The 16,334-nt window shown below is 76.7% G+C and carries 15 protein-coding genes; 12 read left to right on the forward strand and 3 right to left on the reverse strand.

Annotated elements, in window-relative coordinates; all coding sequences use genetic code 11:
- Positions 1–15: 15 nt before the first annotated feature.
- Complete coding sequence (locus tag MHY85_RS15710) at positions 16–1,209, reverse strand: homoserine O-acetyltransferase (protein WP_239197922.1); 1,194 nt, start codon at positions 1,207–1,209, stop codon at positions 16–18.
- 86 nt (positions 1,210–1,295) lie between these two features.
- On the reverse strand, positions 1,296–2,687 hold the full coding sequence (locus MHY85_RS15715; protein ID WP_255733479.1) for a bifunctional o-acetylhomoserine/o-acetylserine sulfhydrylase: 1,392 nt from the start codon (positions 2,685–2,687) through the stop codon (positions 1,296–1,298).
- 525 nt (positions 2,688–3,212) lie between these two features.
- Between MHY85_RS15715 and MHY85_RS15720 the strand changes: the two genes are divergently transcribed.
- Positions 3,213–4,529: a C40 family peptidase gene (locus MHY85_RS15720; protein WP_239197926.1), complete on the forward strand. Its 1,317-nt coding sequence runs from the start codon at positions 3,213–3,215 to the stop codon at positions 4,527–4,529.
- A 101-nt stretch (positions 4,530–4,630) separates the two neighbouring features.
- Here MHY85_RS15720 and MHY85_RS15725 read toward each other — a convergent pair whose 3' ends face one another.
- Positions 4,631–5,128 (reverse strand): inorganic diphosphatase, encoded by a 498-nt coding sequence (locus tag MHY85_RS15725; RefSeq protein WP_146835884.1) that lies wholly within the window; start codon positions 5,126–5,128, stop codon positions 4,631–4,633.
- A gap of 190 nt (positions 5,129–5,318) precedes the next feature.
- Between MHY85_RS15725 and dacB the strand changes: the two genes are divergently transcribed.
- From dacB to MHY85_RS15780, 11 genes are all read left to right on the forward strand, one after another.
- A complete protein-coding gene (gene dacB, locus MHY85_RS15730; protein WP_239197928.1) occupies positions 5,319–6,707 on the forward strand; it encodes a D-alanyl-D-alanine carboxypeptidase/D-alanyl-D-alanine-endopeptidase in 1,389 nt (462 codons plus the stop codon).
- Between the two features lie 46 nt (positions 6,708–6,753).
- Positions 6,754–7,782, forward strand: a complete 1,029-nt coding sequence (locus MHY85_RS15735; protein ID WP_239197930.1) for a zinc-dependent metalloprotease — start codon at positions 6,754–6,756, stop codon at positions 7,780–7,782.
- Position 7,783: 1 nt separating this feature from the next.
- Entirely contained in the window at positions 7,784–8,959 is a 1,176-nt protein-coding gene (tilS, locus tag MHY85_RS15740; RefSeq protein WP_239197932.1) for a tRNA lysidine(34) synthetase TilS, read from the forward strand.
- The gene (gene hpt / locus MHY85_RS15745; protein ID WP_154730732.1) at positions 8,956–9,510 is read left to right on the forward strand and encodes a hypoxanthine phosphoribosyltransferase; all 555 of its coding nucleotides are present in this window, start codon (positions 8,956–8,958) and stop codon (positions 9,508–9,510) included. Before tilS ends, hpt begins: the two co-directional genes overlap by 4 nt.
- 128 nt (positions 9,511–9,638) lie before the next feature.
- A complete protein-coding gene (ftsH, locus tag MHY85_RS15750) occupies positions 9,639–11,666 on the forward strand; it encodes an ATP-dependent zinc metalloprotease FtsH (RefSeq protein ID WP_239197934.1) in 2,028 nt (675 codons plus the stop codon).
- 2 nt (positions 11,667–11,668) lie between these two features.
- On the forward strand, positions 11,669–12,271 hold the full coding sequence (gene folE, locus MHY85_RS15755; RefSeq protein WP_239197936.1) for a GTP cyclohydrolase I FolE: 603 nt from the start codon (positions 11,669–11,671) through the stop codon (positions 12,269–12,271).
- Positions 12,272–12,389: 118 nt separating this feature from the next.
- Positions 12,390–13,208 carry a dihydropteroate synthase gene (gene folP / locus MHY85_RS15760; RefSeq protein ID WP_239197946.1) on the forward strand — a complete coding sequence of 273 codons (819 nt, stop codon included), beginning with the start codon at positions 12,390–12,392 and terminating at the stop codon, positions 13,206–13,208.
- Positions 13,205–14,539, forward strand: coding sequence for a 2-amino-4-hydroxy-6-hydroxymethyldihydropteridine diphosphokinase (gene folK, locus MHY85_RS15765; protein WP_239197938.1), 1,335 nt, complete (start codon positions 13,205–13,207; stop codon positions 14,537–14,539). Before folP ends, folK begins: the two co-directional genes overlap by 4 nt.
- Positions 14,539–15,024, forward strand: coding sequence for a DUF3180 domain-containing protein (locus MHY85_RS15770; protein WP_239197940.1), 486 nt, complete (start codon positions 14,539–14,541; stop codon positions 15,022–15,024). Before folK ends, MHY85_RS15770 begins: the two co-directional genes overlap by 1 nt.
- 70 nt (positions 15,025–15,094) lie before the next feature.
- Positions 15,095–15,664 (forward strand): PH domain-containing protein, encoded by a 570-nt coding sequence (locus MHY85_RS15775; RefSeq protein ID WP_239197942.1) that lies wholly within the window; start codon positions 15,095–15,097, stop codon positions 15,662–15,664.
- A 74-nt stretch (positions 15,665–15,738) separates the two neighbouring features.
- Positions 15,739–16,334 (forward strand): PH domain-containing protein (locus MHY85_RS15780; protein ID WP_239197944.1); only part of this gene is annotated, 596 nt, incomplete at its 3' end.

Genomic DNA, 16,334 nt, shown 5'->3' on the forward strand with positions numbered 1-16,334 from the left:
GCCCCCCGCCCCGCCTCAGCCCGCGAGGTGCTCGCGCACCAGCGGCCCGAGCTGCTCGTGCTCGATGAGGAACCCGTCGTGGCCGTAGGGCGTGCGCAGGGTGCGCAGCGGCCGGGCCCCGGGGATCCCGGCCGCGATCCGCGCGGACTGCTCCGGCAGGAACAGCCGGTCCGAGTCGACCGCGACCACGAGCGTGTCCGCGGTGACCGTCGCCAGCGCCGCCTCGACGCCGCCGCGGTCCCGGCCCAGGTCGTGGGTGATCATCGAGCGGGTGAGCACGGCGTAGGTGTTGGCGTCGAACCGGCGCGCGAGCTTGTCCCCGTGGTGGTCGAGGTAGGACTGCACCGCGAACCGCCCGCCGTCGAGCGGCTCCTCGCCCCCCTGCGGGATGCGGCCGAACCGGGCGTCGAGCTCGGCGGCGCTGCGGTAGGTCTGGTGCGCGATCTGCCGCGCGAGCCCGAGCCCGACGTGCGGGCCCTCGCCGTCCGGGGCGTCGTAGTAGTCGCCGCCGCGGAACCGCGGGTCGGCCGTCAGGGCGGTGAGCTGGGTGTGGAACGACGCGATCTGGTCGCCGGAGGTCTGCGCGCTGGTGGCGATCGCGGCGAGCCGCCGGACCCGGTCGGCCGCGGTGACCGCCCACTCCAGCGCGCGCTGCCCGCCCATGGACGCGCCCACGACGAGCGCCCAGGACCCGATGCCCAGCGCGTCGGCGAGCCGCAGCTCGGCGGCGACCTGGTCGCGGACCGTCAGCTGCGGGAACCGGCTGCCCCACGGCCGCCCGTCGGGCGCGGTGCTCGCCGGGCCGGTGCTGCCCTGGCAGCCGCCGAGCACGTTGGGCGCCACGACGAACCAGCGGTCGGTGTCGATCGGGGCCCCCGGGCCGACGAGCGTCGACCACCAGCCGGGCGTCGGGTGGCCGGGGCCGGCGTCCCCCGTGACGTGCGAGTCGCCGGTGAGCGCGTGCAGCACGAGCACCGCGTTCGAGCCGTCGGGCGCGAGGGTGCCCCAGGTCTCGTAGGCCATCCGGACGTCGGGCAGCCGCCCGCCGGCCTCCAGGTCGAGCGCGCCGACGTCGACGAACCGGCGCCGGCCGACCGGGTCGCCCTCGCGCCAGGCGGACGACGCGCGGGGCGGGGTGCCGGGTGCGGGCCGCCCGCTGCGGTCGCCGGGGCCGGCGGCGGAGGTGGTGCGGGTGGTGCGGTGGGGCACGGGGCGTCCTGACGTCGGTGCGCCGACGGGCGCCGCGGGGGTCGCGGCGCCCGTCGGGGTGGATCGGGTGGCGGGCACGGGGTCGGTCAGGCCCCCTTGGCGGCGCGGAAGCCGGCGTCGAGGTCGGCGAGGATGTCCTCGATCCCCTCCAGGCCCACGGAGAGCCGGACCAGCCCGGGCGTGACGCCGGACAGCGCCTGCTCCTCGGGCGTCAGCTGGCTGTGCGTGGTCGAGGCCGGGTGGATGACCAGCGAGCGGACGTCGCCGATGTTCGCGACGTTGGAGTGCAGCTCCAGCGCCGAGACGAACGCCTGGCCCGCGGCGGCCCCGCCCTCGACCTCGAACGCCAGGACCGCGCCGGTGCCGTTCGGGCCGTACTTGCGGCCGAGCTCGTACTGCGGGTGCGACGGCAGGCCCGCGTACGTCACCGACAGCACGTCGTCCCGGGCCTCCAGCCACTCGGCGACCCTCTGGGCGTTCGCGACGTGCCGCTCGACGCGCAGGGAGAGCGTCTCGAGGCCCTGGGCGATGAGGAAGGCGTTGAACGGGCTGATCGCGGCGCCGAGGTCGCGGAGCAGCTGCACCCGCGCGCGCAGCACGTAGGAGAGGTTGACCCCGAACGCCCCGTCCTTCCCGAGGTCCCGCGCGAACACCAGGCCGTCGTAGGACGGGTCGGGCGTGGTGAACGAGGGGTAGCGCTCGGGGTCGGCGCCGTAGTCGAACGTGCCGCCGTCGACGATCACGCCGCCGATGGCCGCGCCGTGCCCGCCGAGGTACTTGGTCGCCGAGTGCACGACGACGTCCGCGCCCCACTCCAGCGGCCGGATCAGGTACGGGGTCGGCACGGTGTTGTCGACGATCAGCGGCACGCCCGCCTCGTGCGCGACCCCCGCGACGGTCTCGATGTCCAGCACGTCCTGCTTCGGGTTCGGCACGGTCTCCGCGAAGAACGCCTTGGTGTTCGGGCGCACGGCGTCCCGCCAGGCCTGCGGGTCGTGCGGGTCAGTGACGAACGTCGTCTCGATGCCGAACCGGGGGAGCGTGTGGTGCAGCAGGTTGTACGTGCCGCCGTACAGGCTGGGGCTCGCGACCACGTGGCTGCCGGCCTCGGCGATGTTGAGGATCGCGTAGGTCTCCGCGGCCTGGCCGGAGGCCAGCAGCAGCGCGCCGACGCCGCCCTCGAGCGAGGCGATCCGGTCCTCCACGGCCTGGACCGTGGGGTTGCCGATCCGGGTGTAGATCGGGCCGAGGTCCTTGAGCGCGAACCGGTCGGCGGCGACGCCGGCGTCGGGGAACACGTAGGACGTGGTCTGGTAGATCGGCAGCGCGCGGGCGCCGGTGGCGCTGTCGGGCGTCTGGCCGGCGTGGATCTGGCGGGTCTCGAAGGACCACTGCGACTGGCTCATCGGGTTCTCCTGGCGGTGCTGGGGCTGGCGGTGCGGGCGGGTGGTGGGCGGTGCGCACGCGCGTCGTGCCAGGAGGGGTCCCGGGCGGCCGGTGCCGGTGTGCGGCGCCCCGGGCGACGGTCGGTGTCGCGGTCTGCGGGGGCGCCGGGGCCGCGTGCCCCGGGGGGGCCTGCGGGCACAGCCGAGCGTGCGCTGGTCAGCGACACATTCGGCGGGACATGCGGCCCACAGTACGGAGCGGTCACCAGGAGGTGGAACAGCTGTCTCGCTGGGTGAGATGCGCTGTCCACGTCCGGCGTGCGCGGCGGTCGGAACGGCACGTCGGTGGCCGTGCGCGTGGTCCGTGCGGGTGATTCGCGCCCCCCGCTGTCCGGTTCGTCCCGAACCACGCCGATGTGACTCGTGTGAACGGTGTGACTCGTGTTCACTTCTGTGATTTTCCCCGGTAGCGTCCTTCGCGGGGCGCGGGACTTCCGCCCGCCCCGGCCGCGCACGACGTGCGCGGGGGGCGGCGGACAGGCGACGAGAGGCAGACGGGTGCGGACCACGGGACGAGCGCGCGCGGCGCGCGGGGCAGCCGCGGCGATCACGGCGGCGGTGCTCCTGCTGCCCGCCGGCGGGGTGGCGCTGGCCGACCCCGACGTCAGCGACCAGGACGTGCGGGACGCGCGGCAGGCGGTGTCCTCCGCGTCCTCGGCCGTCGCCGGCATCGAGGTCCGGCTCGCGGAGCTCAGCACGCAGGCCGAGACCAGCCAGGTCGCGGTGCAGCAGGCGGGCGAGGCGTACGCGCAGGCCCAGGCCGACCTGGCCGCCGCGCAGCAGGCGGCCGCCGACGCGGCCACGCACTACGAGGAGGCGCAGGAGCAGTTCACCTCGGCGCGGGCGACGCTGGTCGCCATCGCCCGCGAGGCGGCCCGCTCCGGCGGCTCGATGGACACCCTGCAGGCGCTGCTCTCCGCCGACGGCTTCGAGGAGGTCGTCCAGCGCAGCGAGGGGCTGTCGCACGTCAGCTCGAAGGCCGACCAGGCGGTGCAGGGCTACCTCGCCGCCGAGCAGGTCGCCACCACGCTCAAGGGCAAGGCCGACGAGGCCGCCGCCGCGCGGACCGCCGCGGCCGCCGGGGCCGAGGACGCCCTGGCCGCGGCGCAGCAGACGCAGGCGGACGCCGACGCGGCGGTCGCCGCCGCGCAGACGGAGCGCGCGGGGCTGATCCAGCAGCTCGCGGTCGCGCGGAGCACCAGCGCCGAGGTCGAGCAGGCCCGCCAGGACCAGATCGACGCCGAGCGCCGCCAGCGCGCCGAGGCCGCCGCCCAGGCCGAGCGCACCGCCACCCCCGCGGTGAGCACGCCCGCGGCGGGCGGCGGCAGCACCGCGCCGGCGGCCGGCGGCGGGACGACGTCGCCGTCGACGCCCTCGACGCCGAGCACGCCCTCGACCCCCAGCACCCCGTCGACGCCGAGCACGCCGCCGCCCGTCACGACCCCGCCCGTGACCACCCCGCCCGTCACGCCGCCCCCGGTCACGACCCCGCCGCCGGTGTCCGCGAGCAAGGCGGAGACCGCGATCGCCTGGGCCCGGACCAAGCTCGGGCTGCCGTACGTCTGGGGCGGCACGGGACCCAACGGCTACGACTGCTCGGGCCTGACGCAGGGCGCGTGGAAGGCCGCCGGCGTGAGCCTGAACCGCACCTCCCGCGACCAGTACCGCCAGGTCACCAAGATCGCGTACAGCGACCTGCAGCCGGGTGACCTGGTGTTCTGGGGCACCAACAAGAACGACGCGAGCAGCGTCTACCACGTGGCGCTCTACATCGGGAACGGCCAGATCCTCGAGGCCCCGAGCGAGGGCAAGCCGGTGCGGATCGCCGCGATGCGGTACTCGAACTCCATGGCCTACGCGGGCCGCGTCGGCTGAGCCGGCGCCGCCCCCGGGCGACGACGAAGGGCCCCGGCGCGCGTGCTGCGCGCCGGGGCCCTTCGTCGTGCTCGGCCGCCCGGGGGACGGGCCGCCCGTGCTCAGTGCTGGTCGTACCCCGCGTCGATCGCGCGCTGCCGGGAGCGCTCGATCTCGGCCTCGGCCTCGGCGCGGCCGACCCAGTGCGCCCCCTCGACCGACTTGCCGGGCTCCAGGTCCTTGTAGACCTCGAAGAAGTGCTGGATCTCGAGGCGGTGGAAGTCCGAGACGTCGTCGATGTCCTGGCGCCACGCGGCGCGCTGGTCGCCCGTCGGCACGCAGAGCACCTTGTCGTCGCCGCCGGCCTCGTCACGCATGCGGAACATGCCCAGCGCGCGGCAGCGGATCAGGCAGCCGGGGAACGTCGGCTCCTCGAGCAGCACGAGCGCGTCCAGCGGGTCGCCGTCCTCGCCCAGGGTGCCGTCGATGAACCCGTAGTCGTCCGGGTACCGGGTCGAGGTGAACAGCATGCGGTCCAGGCGGATCCGTCCGGTCGCATGGTCGACCTCGTACTTGTTCCGCTGGCCCTTGGGGATCTCGATCGTGACGTCGAACTCCACACCTGCTCCTTCGTCTCCGCCGCGGGCGACCGTGGCGCTGCGGCGCGCAGCTGATCACGGCGGCGTGCCAGGTGGTGGCCCGTCGCCTTCGAGCCCCTAGTGTGACGCACGGACGGCTCGGCGGTGGCCCGGGCCGCTGATGTCGACGGGAACGGGTGGTCCGGTGGCGGGCGCGGGCAGGACGGTGGGCGTGTCGGCGCTCGTGCTGGTGCTCGCGGGCGGGGCCTACGTCACCGCGGACGCCTACGACGTCGTCCCCGGGCTGGTCACGCTGGCGCCCGAGGCCGCGCCGGCGGCACCGTTCCCGCAGGTGCCCGGCGCGACCGCCTCCGGCTCCGGGGCCGCGGTGCTGGCCGACCTGGACCCCGCGGTCCCGGTGCCGGACGCGGCCCGTGTGCAGGCCCTGGTGGACGGCCTGGCGGTCGACCCGCGGCTGGGCCCGAGCGTCGGGGCGGTGGTGGCCGACGCGCTCACCGGGGAGGTGCTGGGCGAGCACGCGTCCGACGCCGCGCGCACGCCCGCGTCGACCGCGAAGCTCGTCACCGGCGTCGCGGCGCTGACCCGGCTCGGGGCCGACCGGACCTTCGACACCACCGTGCGCCAGGGCGCCGGGGACCAGGTCGTCCTGGTGGGCGGCGGCGACATGATGCTGGCCGCCGGCGCGGGCGACCCGGACGCGGTGAACGGCCGCGCCGGCCTCGCCGACCTCGCGGCGCAGGTGGCGGTGCAGCTGCGCCTCGCCGGCCGGGACACCGTGACCCTCGGCCTCGACGACACGCTGTTCACCGGGCCCGCGACCGCGCCCGGCTGGGACCCCGCCGACCTGGCCGCCGGGTACGTCGCCCCGGTCGCCCCGCTGGCCGTCGACATCGCGAAGATCTCCGCCGGCGAGTACCCGCCCCGTCGCGCCGACCCCGCCCTGCACGCCGCGACCGAGTTCGCCGCCCGGCTCACCGAGGCCGGCATCACCGTGACCGGCGGCCCGGCCCGGGTGTCCGCGCCGGCGACCGGCGACGTGCTCGGCGTCGTGTCCTCCGCGCCGGTCCCCGAGGTCGCGCAGTACTTCCTCGACACCTCGGACAACACGATCACCGAGGTCGTCGCGCGGATGGTCGCGCTGGACCTGGACCTGCCCGGCAGCTTCGAGGGAGCCACCCAGGCGGTGCTCCGCACCGCGCAGACCCTCGGGGTCGACACCGCGGGCGCCACGCTGGCCGACGCCTCGGGCCTGGCCGACGGGTCGGCGCTGCCGCCCCGGATGCTGCTCGACCTCCTGCAGCTGGTCGTCGACCCCGCGCACCCGGAGCTGCGCGAGGTGAGCAACGGCATGCCGATCGGCGGGCTGACCGGGACGCTGGCCGACCGGTTCCGGTCGGGCGACGCGACCGGGCTGGTGCGCGCGAAGACCGGCAGCCTGACCAGCGTCACCTCGCTCGCCGGGTCGGTGCTGGACGCCGACGGCCGGCTGCTGCTGTTCGTGCTCATGGCGGACCAGACCGGCGCGGTGGGGCAGTACCAGCCGCGGCAGGCGCTGGACGGGTTCGTCTCGGCGCTCGCGGGCTGCGGCTGCCGGGGCTGACCCCGCGCGGGCGACCCGCGCGGCCCCGCGTGGTTACGGTGGGCGGGTGCAGCCGGCCGTCGACTGGGACCTGGCCGCCCGGCTCGCCGCCCGCGCGGTGCGGTCCGGGCCCGCCGCCACGCGCGCCGAGCGCCAGGCGGTCGTGGCGGACCTGCGCGCCGCCGCGCCGGTCGCCGCCGAGCACGTGGCGCGGATCACCGCCCTGACCCCCGCCGACCCCGGCGGCCCCGCGCACGAGGTGCGGGTCGTCGACCGCGCGTCCTGGGCCCGGGCCAACGTCCGCTCCCTGGCGGCGCTGACCGACCGCGTCGGGGTGCCCGCGGCCCGCGGGCTGCGCGGCACCGCCGGGGCCGGCCAGGTCGCCGCCGTGCTCGGCCTGCTGTCCGGCGCGGTGCTGGGGCAGTACGACCCGTGGGGCGGGCGCGGGACGCTGCTGCTCGTCGCGCCGAACGTGCTCGCGGTCGAGCGGTCGCTCGGCGTCGACCCCGCCGACTTCCGGCTGTGGGTGACGCTGCACGAGCAGACGCACGCCCAGCAGTTCGCGGCCGCGCCGTGGCTGGTCGGGCACCTGACCGACCGGCTGCGCACGCTGCTGGCGGACGACGGGGCGCGGCCGTGGTGGTCGACCCGGGAGGCGGGCGCGGCCGCGTCGGCCCCCGCCTCGCGGGACGCCGACGGTCGACGCCCCCGGTCGCTGCTCGACCTGCTCGACCCCCGGCAGCGCGTGCTGCTCGACGAGGTCGGCGCGGCGATGGCGCTCCTCGAGGGCCACGCCGACGTGACGATGGACGCCGTGGGCCGGTCCGTCGTGCCCTCGGTGCGCCGCATCCGCCGGCGGTTCGAGGCCCGCCGGGACGGCGCCGCGGGCACCGGCGGGATGCGCACGGCGCTGCGGGCGGTGCTCGGGATGGACGTGAAGCTCGCCCAGTACCGCGAGGGCGCGGCGTTCGTGCGGGCCGTCCGCCGCCGGGTCGGCACCGACGGGCTGAACGCGGTGTGGACCGGCGCCGCCGCGCTGCCGTCCGCGGCCGAGATCGCGGACCCGGCCGCCTGGGTGCGCCGGGTGCACGGCTGACGTGGCCGGTCCGCACCCGGCGGTCGCCGCCGTCCGCGGGGCCGTGGCGGCGGCGCTCGCGGACCTGCCCGACGGGGCGCGGGTGCTCGTCGCGTGCTCGGGCGGCCCGGACTCGCTGGCGCTCGCGGCCGGCGCGGCGTTCGTGGCGGCGTCCCGGGCCCGCCGGGGGGCGCCGGGACCGCGGGTCGGGGCGGTCGTCGTCGACCACGGCCTGCAGCCCGGCAGCGCCGACGTCGCCGGGCGGGCGGCCCGGGACTGCCGGGCGCTCGGCCTGGACCCGGTCGAGGTGGTGGCCGTCGACGCGACCGGGCCCGGCGGGCCCGAGGCCGCGGCGCGGGACGCCCGGTACGCCGCCCTCGACGCCGCCGCCGTCCGGCACGGTGCCGCGGCGGTGCTGCTCGGGCACACCCGGGACGACCAGGCCGAGGGCGTGCTGCTCGGCCTCGCCCGCGGCTCCGGGGCGCGGTCGCTCGCCGGGATGCCCGCGGTCCGGGGGGTGCTGCGCCGGCCGCTGCTCGGGCTGTCGCGCGCCGAGACGGTCGCCGCGTGCGCCGCCCTCGGTCTCGACCCGTGGCACGACCCGACCAACACGCCGGCCGTCGGCGACGCGGGCGCGCCGGCCCGGTCCCGGGTGCGCGCGCGGGTGCTGCCGGTGCTGGAGGAGGAGCTCGGCCCGGGCGTCGCGGCGGCGTTGGCCCGGTCGGCGGACCTGCTGCGGGAGGACGCGGACGCCCTCGACGCCCTGGCGGCCGACCTGCTCGCCCGCGCGGTGGCCGCCGCGCGGGCCCCGGCGCCCACCGGGCCGGCCGACGCCCGCGACCCGGTGGGCGCCGCCGCCGACGCCGCCCCCGGCCCCGTCGTCCTGCTCGACACCGGCGTCCTCGCGGCCGCGCCCGCCGCGCTGCGGCACCGCGCCCTGCGGGCCGCCGCCGTCCGCGCGGGCGCCCCCGCGGGGTCCGTCACCCGGGCGCACGTCGCCGCCGTCGCCGCGCTCGTCACCGACTGGCGCGGGCAGGGTCCCGTGCACCTGCCGGGGCGCGTGGCGGCGTCCCGCGCGTGTGGCAGGCTTGCGCTGCGCGCAGCATCCCCGTCGACCGACCCGGGCGACGTCGTGCGCGCGGGCCCGGGGGCACGCCGGGCCGTCGAGCCGGACGACGAGGGAGACCCGCAGCGGTGAACGTGGACGACATGGGCGCGGACCTGGAGCGCGTGCTCCTCACCGAGGAGCAGCTCGGCACCCGCCTGGACGAGATCGCCGCGCAGATCGACGCGGACTACGCCGGGCGGGAGATCCTGCTCGTCGGCGTGCTCAAGGGCGCCGTCATGGTGATGGCCGACCTGGCCCGCCGGATCAGCACCCCGCTCGCGATGGACTGGATGGCGGTGTCGTCCTACGGCTCCGGCACCAAGTCCTCGGGCGTTGTGCGGATCCTCAAGGACCTGGACGCGGACCTCACCGGCCGGCACGTGCTGATCGTCGAGGACATCATCGACTCCGGCCTCACCCTGTCCTGGCTGCTCGCGAACCTGCGGAGCCGCGGCCCGGCGTCGGTCGAGATCGCCACGATGCTGCGCAAGCCCGAGGCCGCCAAGGTCGAGGTCGACGTGCGCTACGTCGGGTTCGACATCCCGAACGAGTTCGTCGTCGGCTACGGCCTGGACTACGCGGAGAAGTACCGCAACCTGCCGTTCGTCGGCACCCTGGCGCCGCACGTCTACTCGTCCTGACCGCGGCCGTCGCGCAGGGGCGGTCCAGCCCTGGGCGAACACGGGCCGTGCGGCCAGGTTCGGCGTGTAACTTCTGAAGACTCCACCCCTGCGACCGGAGGGACGAGGGGGCCTGCCCCCGTCTGCCCATGACACTCAAGCGCCTCACCCGCGGACCCGTCCTGTGGATCATCGTGGCCGTCGTGATCCTGTGGATCGCGGCGAGCGCCTTCATGTCCTCCGGCGTCCAGCGCATCGACACCTCGGACGGCCTCGAGCTGCTGAAGGACGGGAAGGTCGAGCAGGCCCTGGTCACCGAGGGCTCGCAGCGGGTCGACCTCACGCTGTCCGACGACTTCGTCAAGGACGGGGACAACCTCGGCAAGAACGTCCAGTTCTACTACGTCGTGCCGCAGGGGCCGACCGTGGTGGAGGCCATCGCCGACGCCGACCCGTCCGGCGGGTACACCTCCGACGTCCCGCAGCAGTCGTGGTGGGGCAGCCTCCTGACGCTGGTGCTGCCGTTCGTCATCATCCTGGGCCTGTTCTGGTTCCTCATGTCCTCCATGCAGGGCGGCGGGTCGCGGGTGATGTCCTTCGGCAAGTCGAAGGCCAAGCTCGTCACCAAGGAGACCCCGCAGGTCACGTTCGCCGACGTCGCCGGCGTGGACGAGGCCGTCGAGGAGCTGCACGAGATCAAGGAGTTCCTCTCCGACTCGGAGAAGTTCCAGGCCGTCGGCGCCAAGATCCCCAAGGGCGTGCTGCTGTACGGCCCGCCCGGGACCGGCAAGACCCTGCTGGCGCGCGCCGTGGCGGGCGAGGCGGGCGTGCCGTTCTACTCCATCTCCGGCTCCGACTTCGTGGAGATGTTCGTCGGCGTCGGCGCGAGCCGCGTGCGCGACCTGTTCGACCAGGCCAAGCAGAACGCCCCGGCGATCATCTTCATCGACGAGATCGACGCCGTCGGCCGGCACCGCGGCGCGGGCATGGGCGGCGGCCACGACGAGCGCGAGCAGACCCTCAACCAGATGCTGGTCGAGATGGACGGCTTCGACGTCAAGACGAACGTCATCCTCATCGCGGCGACCAACCGCCCCGACATCCTCGACCCCGCGCTGCTGCGCCCGGGCCGGTTCGACCGGCAGGTCTCGGTCGAGGCGCCGGACCTCAAGGGCCGCGAGCGGATCCTCCAGGTGCACGCGCAGGGCAAGCCGATGGCGACCGACGTCGACCTGCTGGCCGTCGCCCGCCGGACGCCCGGCTTCACCGGCGCCGACCTGGCGAACGTGCTGAACGAGGCCGCGCTGCTCACGGCCCGGTCGAACGCGCAGATCATCGACAACCGGGCGCTGGACGAGGCGATCGACCGCGTCATCGCCGGCCCGCAGAAGCGCACCCGGGTGATGAAGGTCAAGGAGCAGAAGATCACCGCGTACCACGAGGGCGGCCACGCCCTGGTGGCGGCGGCGCTGCGGTACACCGACCCGGTGACCAAGGTGACGATCCTGCCCCGCGGCCGGGCCCTGGGCTACACGATGGTCATGCCCACGGAGGACAAGTACTCCACCACCCGCAACGAGCTCCTCGACCAGCTCGCGTACGCGATGGGCGGCCGGGTCGCCGAGGAGCTGGTGTTCCACGACCCGACGACGGGCGCCAGCAACGACATCGAGAAGGCCACCGCCACGGCCCGCAAGATGGTCACGCAGTACGGCATGAGCGAGCGCGTGGGCGCCGTGAAGCTCGGGTCCGACGGCAGCGAGCCGTTCATGGGCCGCGACATGGGTCACGGGCGCGACTACTCCGAGACGGTCGCCGGCACGGTCGACGTCGAGGTCCGCAAGCTCATGGACGCCGCGCACACCGAGGCGTGGGAGATCCTCGTCGAGTACCGCGACGTGCTGGACCACCTGGTGCTCGAGCTCCTGGACAAGGAGACGCTGAACCAGGCCGAGCTCGCGGAGATCTTCGCGCCGATCACCAAGCGCCCGCCGCGCGAGGTGTGGCTGTCCAGCGAGCAGCGCTCGGTCTCCGACCGCCCGCCGGTGCTGACCGCGAAGGAGAAGGCCGAGCAGAACGGGTCCGTCGTCCCGCAGGACGAGGCCGCCGCGGCCCGGGACGAGCACCCCGCCGCCGTCGTGGTCGAGGTGCCGCCGAACCAGACGCCGGACGCCTGAGCGTGGCGGCCGACGGCCGCGGCAGGCGCCGCGAGGTCCCGCCGTACGACGCCGCCCGGGCGGAGGCGGCGATCCGCGAGCTGCTGCTCGCGGTGGGGGAGGACCCCGAGCGCGAGGGGCTCCGGGACACGCCGGCCCGCGTGGCGCGGGCGTACCAGGAGATCTTCGCCGGGCTGCGCCAGGACCCGCGGGACGTGCTGAGCGCGACCTTCGACATCGGCCACGAGGAGATGGTGCTGGTCCGGGACATCGAGGTGTACTCGACGTGCGAGCACCACCTGGTCCCGTTCCACGGCGTCGCGCACATCGGCTACATCCCCGGCGCCTCCGGGAAGGTCACCGGCCTGAGCAAGCTCGCGCGGCTGGTCGACGTCTACGCGCGCCGGCCGCAGGTGCAGGAGCGGATGACCGGCGAGATCGCCGACGCGCTGGTCGAGGTCCTGGAGCCCCGGGGCGTGCTGGTCGTCGTGGAGTGCGAGCACCTGTGCATGTCGATGCGCGGCGTCCGCAAGCCCGGCTCCCGCACCGTCACGTCCGCCGTGCGCGGGCAGATGCGCGACCCGGCCACCCGCGCCGAGGCGATGAGCCTCGTCACGGCCCGCTGAGGGGCGCGGACCCGGTTCCCGCGGGCCCCCGCCGACCGCCTAGGCTGACTGCGTGCGCACCCCCTCGCCGCTCCCGACCGCGCTGACCGATGCCGGTCGGGCGGGCCGGACCCTGGTCATGGGGGTGGTGAACGTGACGCCGGACTCGTTCTCGGACGGCGGCCGGTGGTTCGCGCCCGACGCCGCGGTGGCGCACGGGCTGGCGCTGCTCGCGGACGGGGCGGACCTGCTGGACGTCGGCGGCGAGTCGACCCGCCCCGGCGCCGCCCGGGTGCCGGTGGCCGAGGAGCTGGACCGGGTGCTGCCGGTGATCCGGGAGCTGGTGTCCCGCGGGGCGCCGGTCAGCGTGGACACCACGCGCGCCGAGGTGGCCGAGGCGGCCGTCGCGGCGGGGGCCGTGGTGGTCAACGACGTGTCCGGGGGGCTGGCCGAGCCGGCGATCCGCGAGGTCGTCGCGCGCACCGGCGTCGTCTACGTGGCGATGCACTGGCGCGGGCACGCGGACGTGATGGACTCCCTGGCCCGGTACGACGACGTCGTGACCGACGTGCGCCGGGAGCTCGCCGACCGGGTCGCCGAGCTGCGCGCCGCCGGGGTCGCGGACCACCAGGTCGTGCTCGACCCGGGGCTCGGGTTCGCCAAGCCCGGCTCCGCGAACTGGCCGCTGCTCGCGCGGCTGCCCGAGCTCGTCGCCGACGGGTTCCCGGTGCTGGTGGGGGCGTCGCGCAAGCGGTTCCTCGGCCACCTGCTGGCGGGCGAGGACGGCGTGCCGGCCGCGCCCGAGCAGCGGGACGCCGCGACCGCGGCGGTGTCGGCGCTCGCCGCGGCGGCGGGGGCGTGGTGCGTGCGGGTGCACGAGGCACGAGGAACCGCCGACGCGGTGCGCGTCGCGGCCCGGTGGAGGGCGGCGGCGCCGTCCGGGGAGGACGAGGGATGAGCGACGAGGCGGACGTGCCCGGACGCGACGGCCACCGGCTGGACCGGATCCGGCTGACCGGCGTCACGGCGACCGGCTACCACGGGGTGTTCGAGCACGAGCGCCGCGAGGGGCAGACGTTCGTCGCCGACGTGGTCGCGCACCTCGACACCCGGCGCGCGGCCGCGACCGACGACCTGCGGCACACGCTCAACTACGGCGTGCTCGCCGAGCAGGTGGTGACGGTCCTCGCGGGCGAGCCCGCCGACCTGGTCGAGACGGTGGCCGAGCGGATCGCCGCCACCGTGCTCGCGCACCCCCAGGTGCAGTGCGTCGACGTCGCGGTCCACAAGCCGCAGGCGCCGATCACCGTGCCGTTCGGCGACGTGGTGGTGGAGGTGCGCCGGGACCGGACCTGGCTGCCGGCGGCGGAGCCGGTGCCGGACGACGCCCCGCGGTGGCTGCCGGAGGGCGCGGGGCCGCCGGCGGCGGACGGGCCGGCCGCCGCGGACGCCGACCCGGTGCTCCCGCCCGGGCTGCCGCCGGTCCTCCCGCCGGTCGAGCCCGTGCTCGAGGCCCCGCCCGCGGCCCCCGCCGCCCTCGCGGAGGGCGCCGAGGACGAGGTGGTCGACGCGGAGCTCGTCCAGGACGCGCTCGACGCGGCGCCGGACGCCCCGGTCGAGGTCGTGCTCGCCATCGGCTCGAACCTGGGCGCGGCGCAGGACACGCTGCGGGACGCCGTCGCCGACCTGGCCGCCGTGCCGGGCCTGGAGGTGCTGGACGTCTCGGCCCTCGCGCGCACCGCGCCCGTCGGCGGGCCGGAGCAGCCCGACTTCCTCAACGCGGTGCTGATCGCCCGCACCACGCTGTCCCCGCGCGACCTGCTGCGCGCCACGTCCGAGGTCGAGCGGCGGCACGGGCGCGAGCGGCTCGTGCACTGGGGCCCGCGCACCCTGGACGTCGACATCATCGTGTACGGGGACGTCTCGGCCGTGACCGACGACCTGGAGCTGCCGCACCCGCGCGCCCACGAGCGCGCGTTCGTCCTCCAGCCGTGGGCGCAGGTGCAGCCCGACGCCGTGCTGCACGGCCTCGGCGGGGGGCCCGTCGCGCAGCTGGCCGCGACCGCGCCCGACCGCGACGGCGTGCGGTGGCTCGCGCTCGACTGGCTGACCGCCCCCGTGCCCGCCGCCCAGCCGGACCCCGGCGCGGCGTCCGCCCCCGGCGGGGACGGCGTCCCGGAGCCGTTCGGCGGCGGTGACCCGGGTGCCCCGGCCGACCCGCTCGGCGGTGGTCCCGTCGAGTGGGCAGACCCCCTCGGCGGCCCCGCGCCGGGCCGGCAGGACCCCTGATGCAGCGCACCCGCCTCCGCACGCTCGTGCTGATCGCCGTCCTGGCGGCGGCGGTCGGCTGGCTCGTGGTCCGCGCGCTCGGCAGCCGGGGCGTGGTGCTGCCGCAGGTGCCCTGGCTGATGGTCGGGGTGCTCGTGCTGATCGCCGCGGTCGTCCTGGCGATGGGCTGGACGGTCCGGCAGTACCTGCGCGGCAAGCACCCGACGCTCGACCCGATGCGCGCGGCGCGGACCGCCGTGCTCGCGAAGGCGTCCTGCTACACCGGCGCGCTGCTGACCGGCTGGTACGCGGCGCAGGTGCTCGACGTGCTCGGCGACCTCGGGATCGAGGCCCAGCGCGACCGTGCGCTGTCCGCGGGGCTCGCGGTGCTCGGCGCGCTGCTGCTGACCGCCGCCGGGCTCGTGGTGGAGTGGATCTGCCGGATCCCGCCGCCGGAGGACCCGGAGCAGGCGCCGGGCACGTCGCCGGACACGGCCGCGGGCTGAGCCGCGCGCGTCCGGGGGACCGGAGCAGGTCCCGGGCGCCGCGGCGCCGCACGATGCGAGGATGGTGCGCATGAGCACGCCCGAGGGTGCCAGCCGCCCGCAGCCCGACGTCGCGCCGCCGCCGGTCCCCGCGCCCGGCGCCGCGCCCGTGCGCGAGAGCGAGCCGTTCGAGCCCGCCGGCGTCGACTGGACCCCGGTGTCCCCGCGCCTGGCCTCCGCCCGGCTGGTGGTCGCGCTGGCCTGGCTGGGCCTCCCGCTGGTCGCGCTGGTCGTCGTCGCGGCGGTCACCGGCTCGGTCTGGGTCTGGGCGTCGGCCGCCCTGGTCGCGGTCCTCGTCGCGTGGGTCGGGTGGCTGGTGCCGCGCCAGGTCCGGGCCATGGGCTACGCCGAGCGGGCCGACGACCTGCTGCTGCGCCGGGGCATCCTGTTCCGCTCGATGGTCGTCGTGCCCTACGGCCGCATGCAGTACGTCGACGTGACGGCCGGGCCGCTGGCCCGCAGGCTCGGCATCGCGTCCGTGCAGCTGCACACCGCCTCGCCGGGAACGGACGCCTCGATCGACGGTCTGCCCACCGCCGAGGCGGCGCGGCTGCGCGACCAGCTGGCGTCCCGGGGCGAGGCCCGGCTGGCGGGGCTGTGACGCCGGACCGCCCCCTCCCCGCGACCCCCGCACCCGCGCCGGAGCCGCCCGCCGACGACCTCGCCTGGCGCCGGATGCACCCCGTCACCCCCGCGGTGAAGGGCTGGAAGGTGCTCGCCGCCGTGCTCGCGATCATCGCGTGGAACGCCGCTGACGACGTGCGGCAGCTCGCCGAGTGGCTCGGCGGGCGGGCGTGGCTCGTGATCGCGGGCGTGGTCGTGCTGGTCGCCCTGGTCGGGTTCGGCTACTCCGCGATCGCCTGGCGGATGACCCGGTTCGCGGTGACCGACGAGGCCGTGCACCTGCGCTCCGGCGTCGTGTTCCGGCAGCAGCGGCAGGCCCGGCTCGACCGGCTGCAGGCCGTCGACGTGGTGCAGCCGCTGCTCGCGCGCATCATCGGCCTGTCCGAGCTCCGGCTCGAGGTCGCCGGCGGCGCCGGCTCCGCGGTGTCGCTCGCGTTCCTGCGCGAGGCGGAGGCCGAGCAGCTGCGCGCCGAGCTGCTGGCGCGCGCCGCGGGGCTGCACCGGGGGCGCCGGCCGCGGCCCGCCGGGGTCGCCCCCGGCGCCGCCCCCGCCGCCGACGCCGCGCCCGTCCCGGCGCGCGTCACCGCCGACGCCCCTGACGACGTCCCGGGTGCGGTCCCGGGTGCCGTCCCCGCGCCGGGCCTCCC

Source organism: Cellulomonas sp. ACRRI (genome assembly GCF_022346185.1).
In the GTDB taxonomy this organism is placed as follows: Bacteria; Actinomycetota; Actinomycetes; order Actinomycetales; family Cellulomonadaceae; genus Cellulomonas.

Bases quoted from the DNA above. Each gene is read 5' to 3' on its own strand.
- folP (WP_239197946.1), top strand. From the start codon at position 12,390: ATGGGGGTGGTGAACGTGACGCCGGACTCGTTCTCGGACGGCGGCCGG.
- MHY85_RS15770 (WP_239197940.1), top strand. From the start codon at position 14,539: ATGCAGCGCACCCGCCTCCGCACGCTCGTGCTGATCGCCGTCCTGGCG.
- ftsH (WP_239197934.1), top strand. From the start codon at position 9,639: ATGACACTCAAGCGCCTCACCCGCGGACCCGTCCTGTGGATCATCGTG.
- folK (WP_239197938.1), top strand. From the start codon at position 13,205: ATGAGCGACGAGGCGGACGTGCCCGGACGCGACGGCCACCGGCTGGAC.
- MHY85_RS15775 (WP_239197942.1), top strand. From the start codon at position 15,095: ATGAGCACGCCCGAGGGTGCCAGCCGCCCGCAGCCCGACGTCGCGCCG.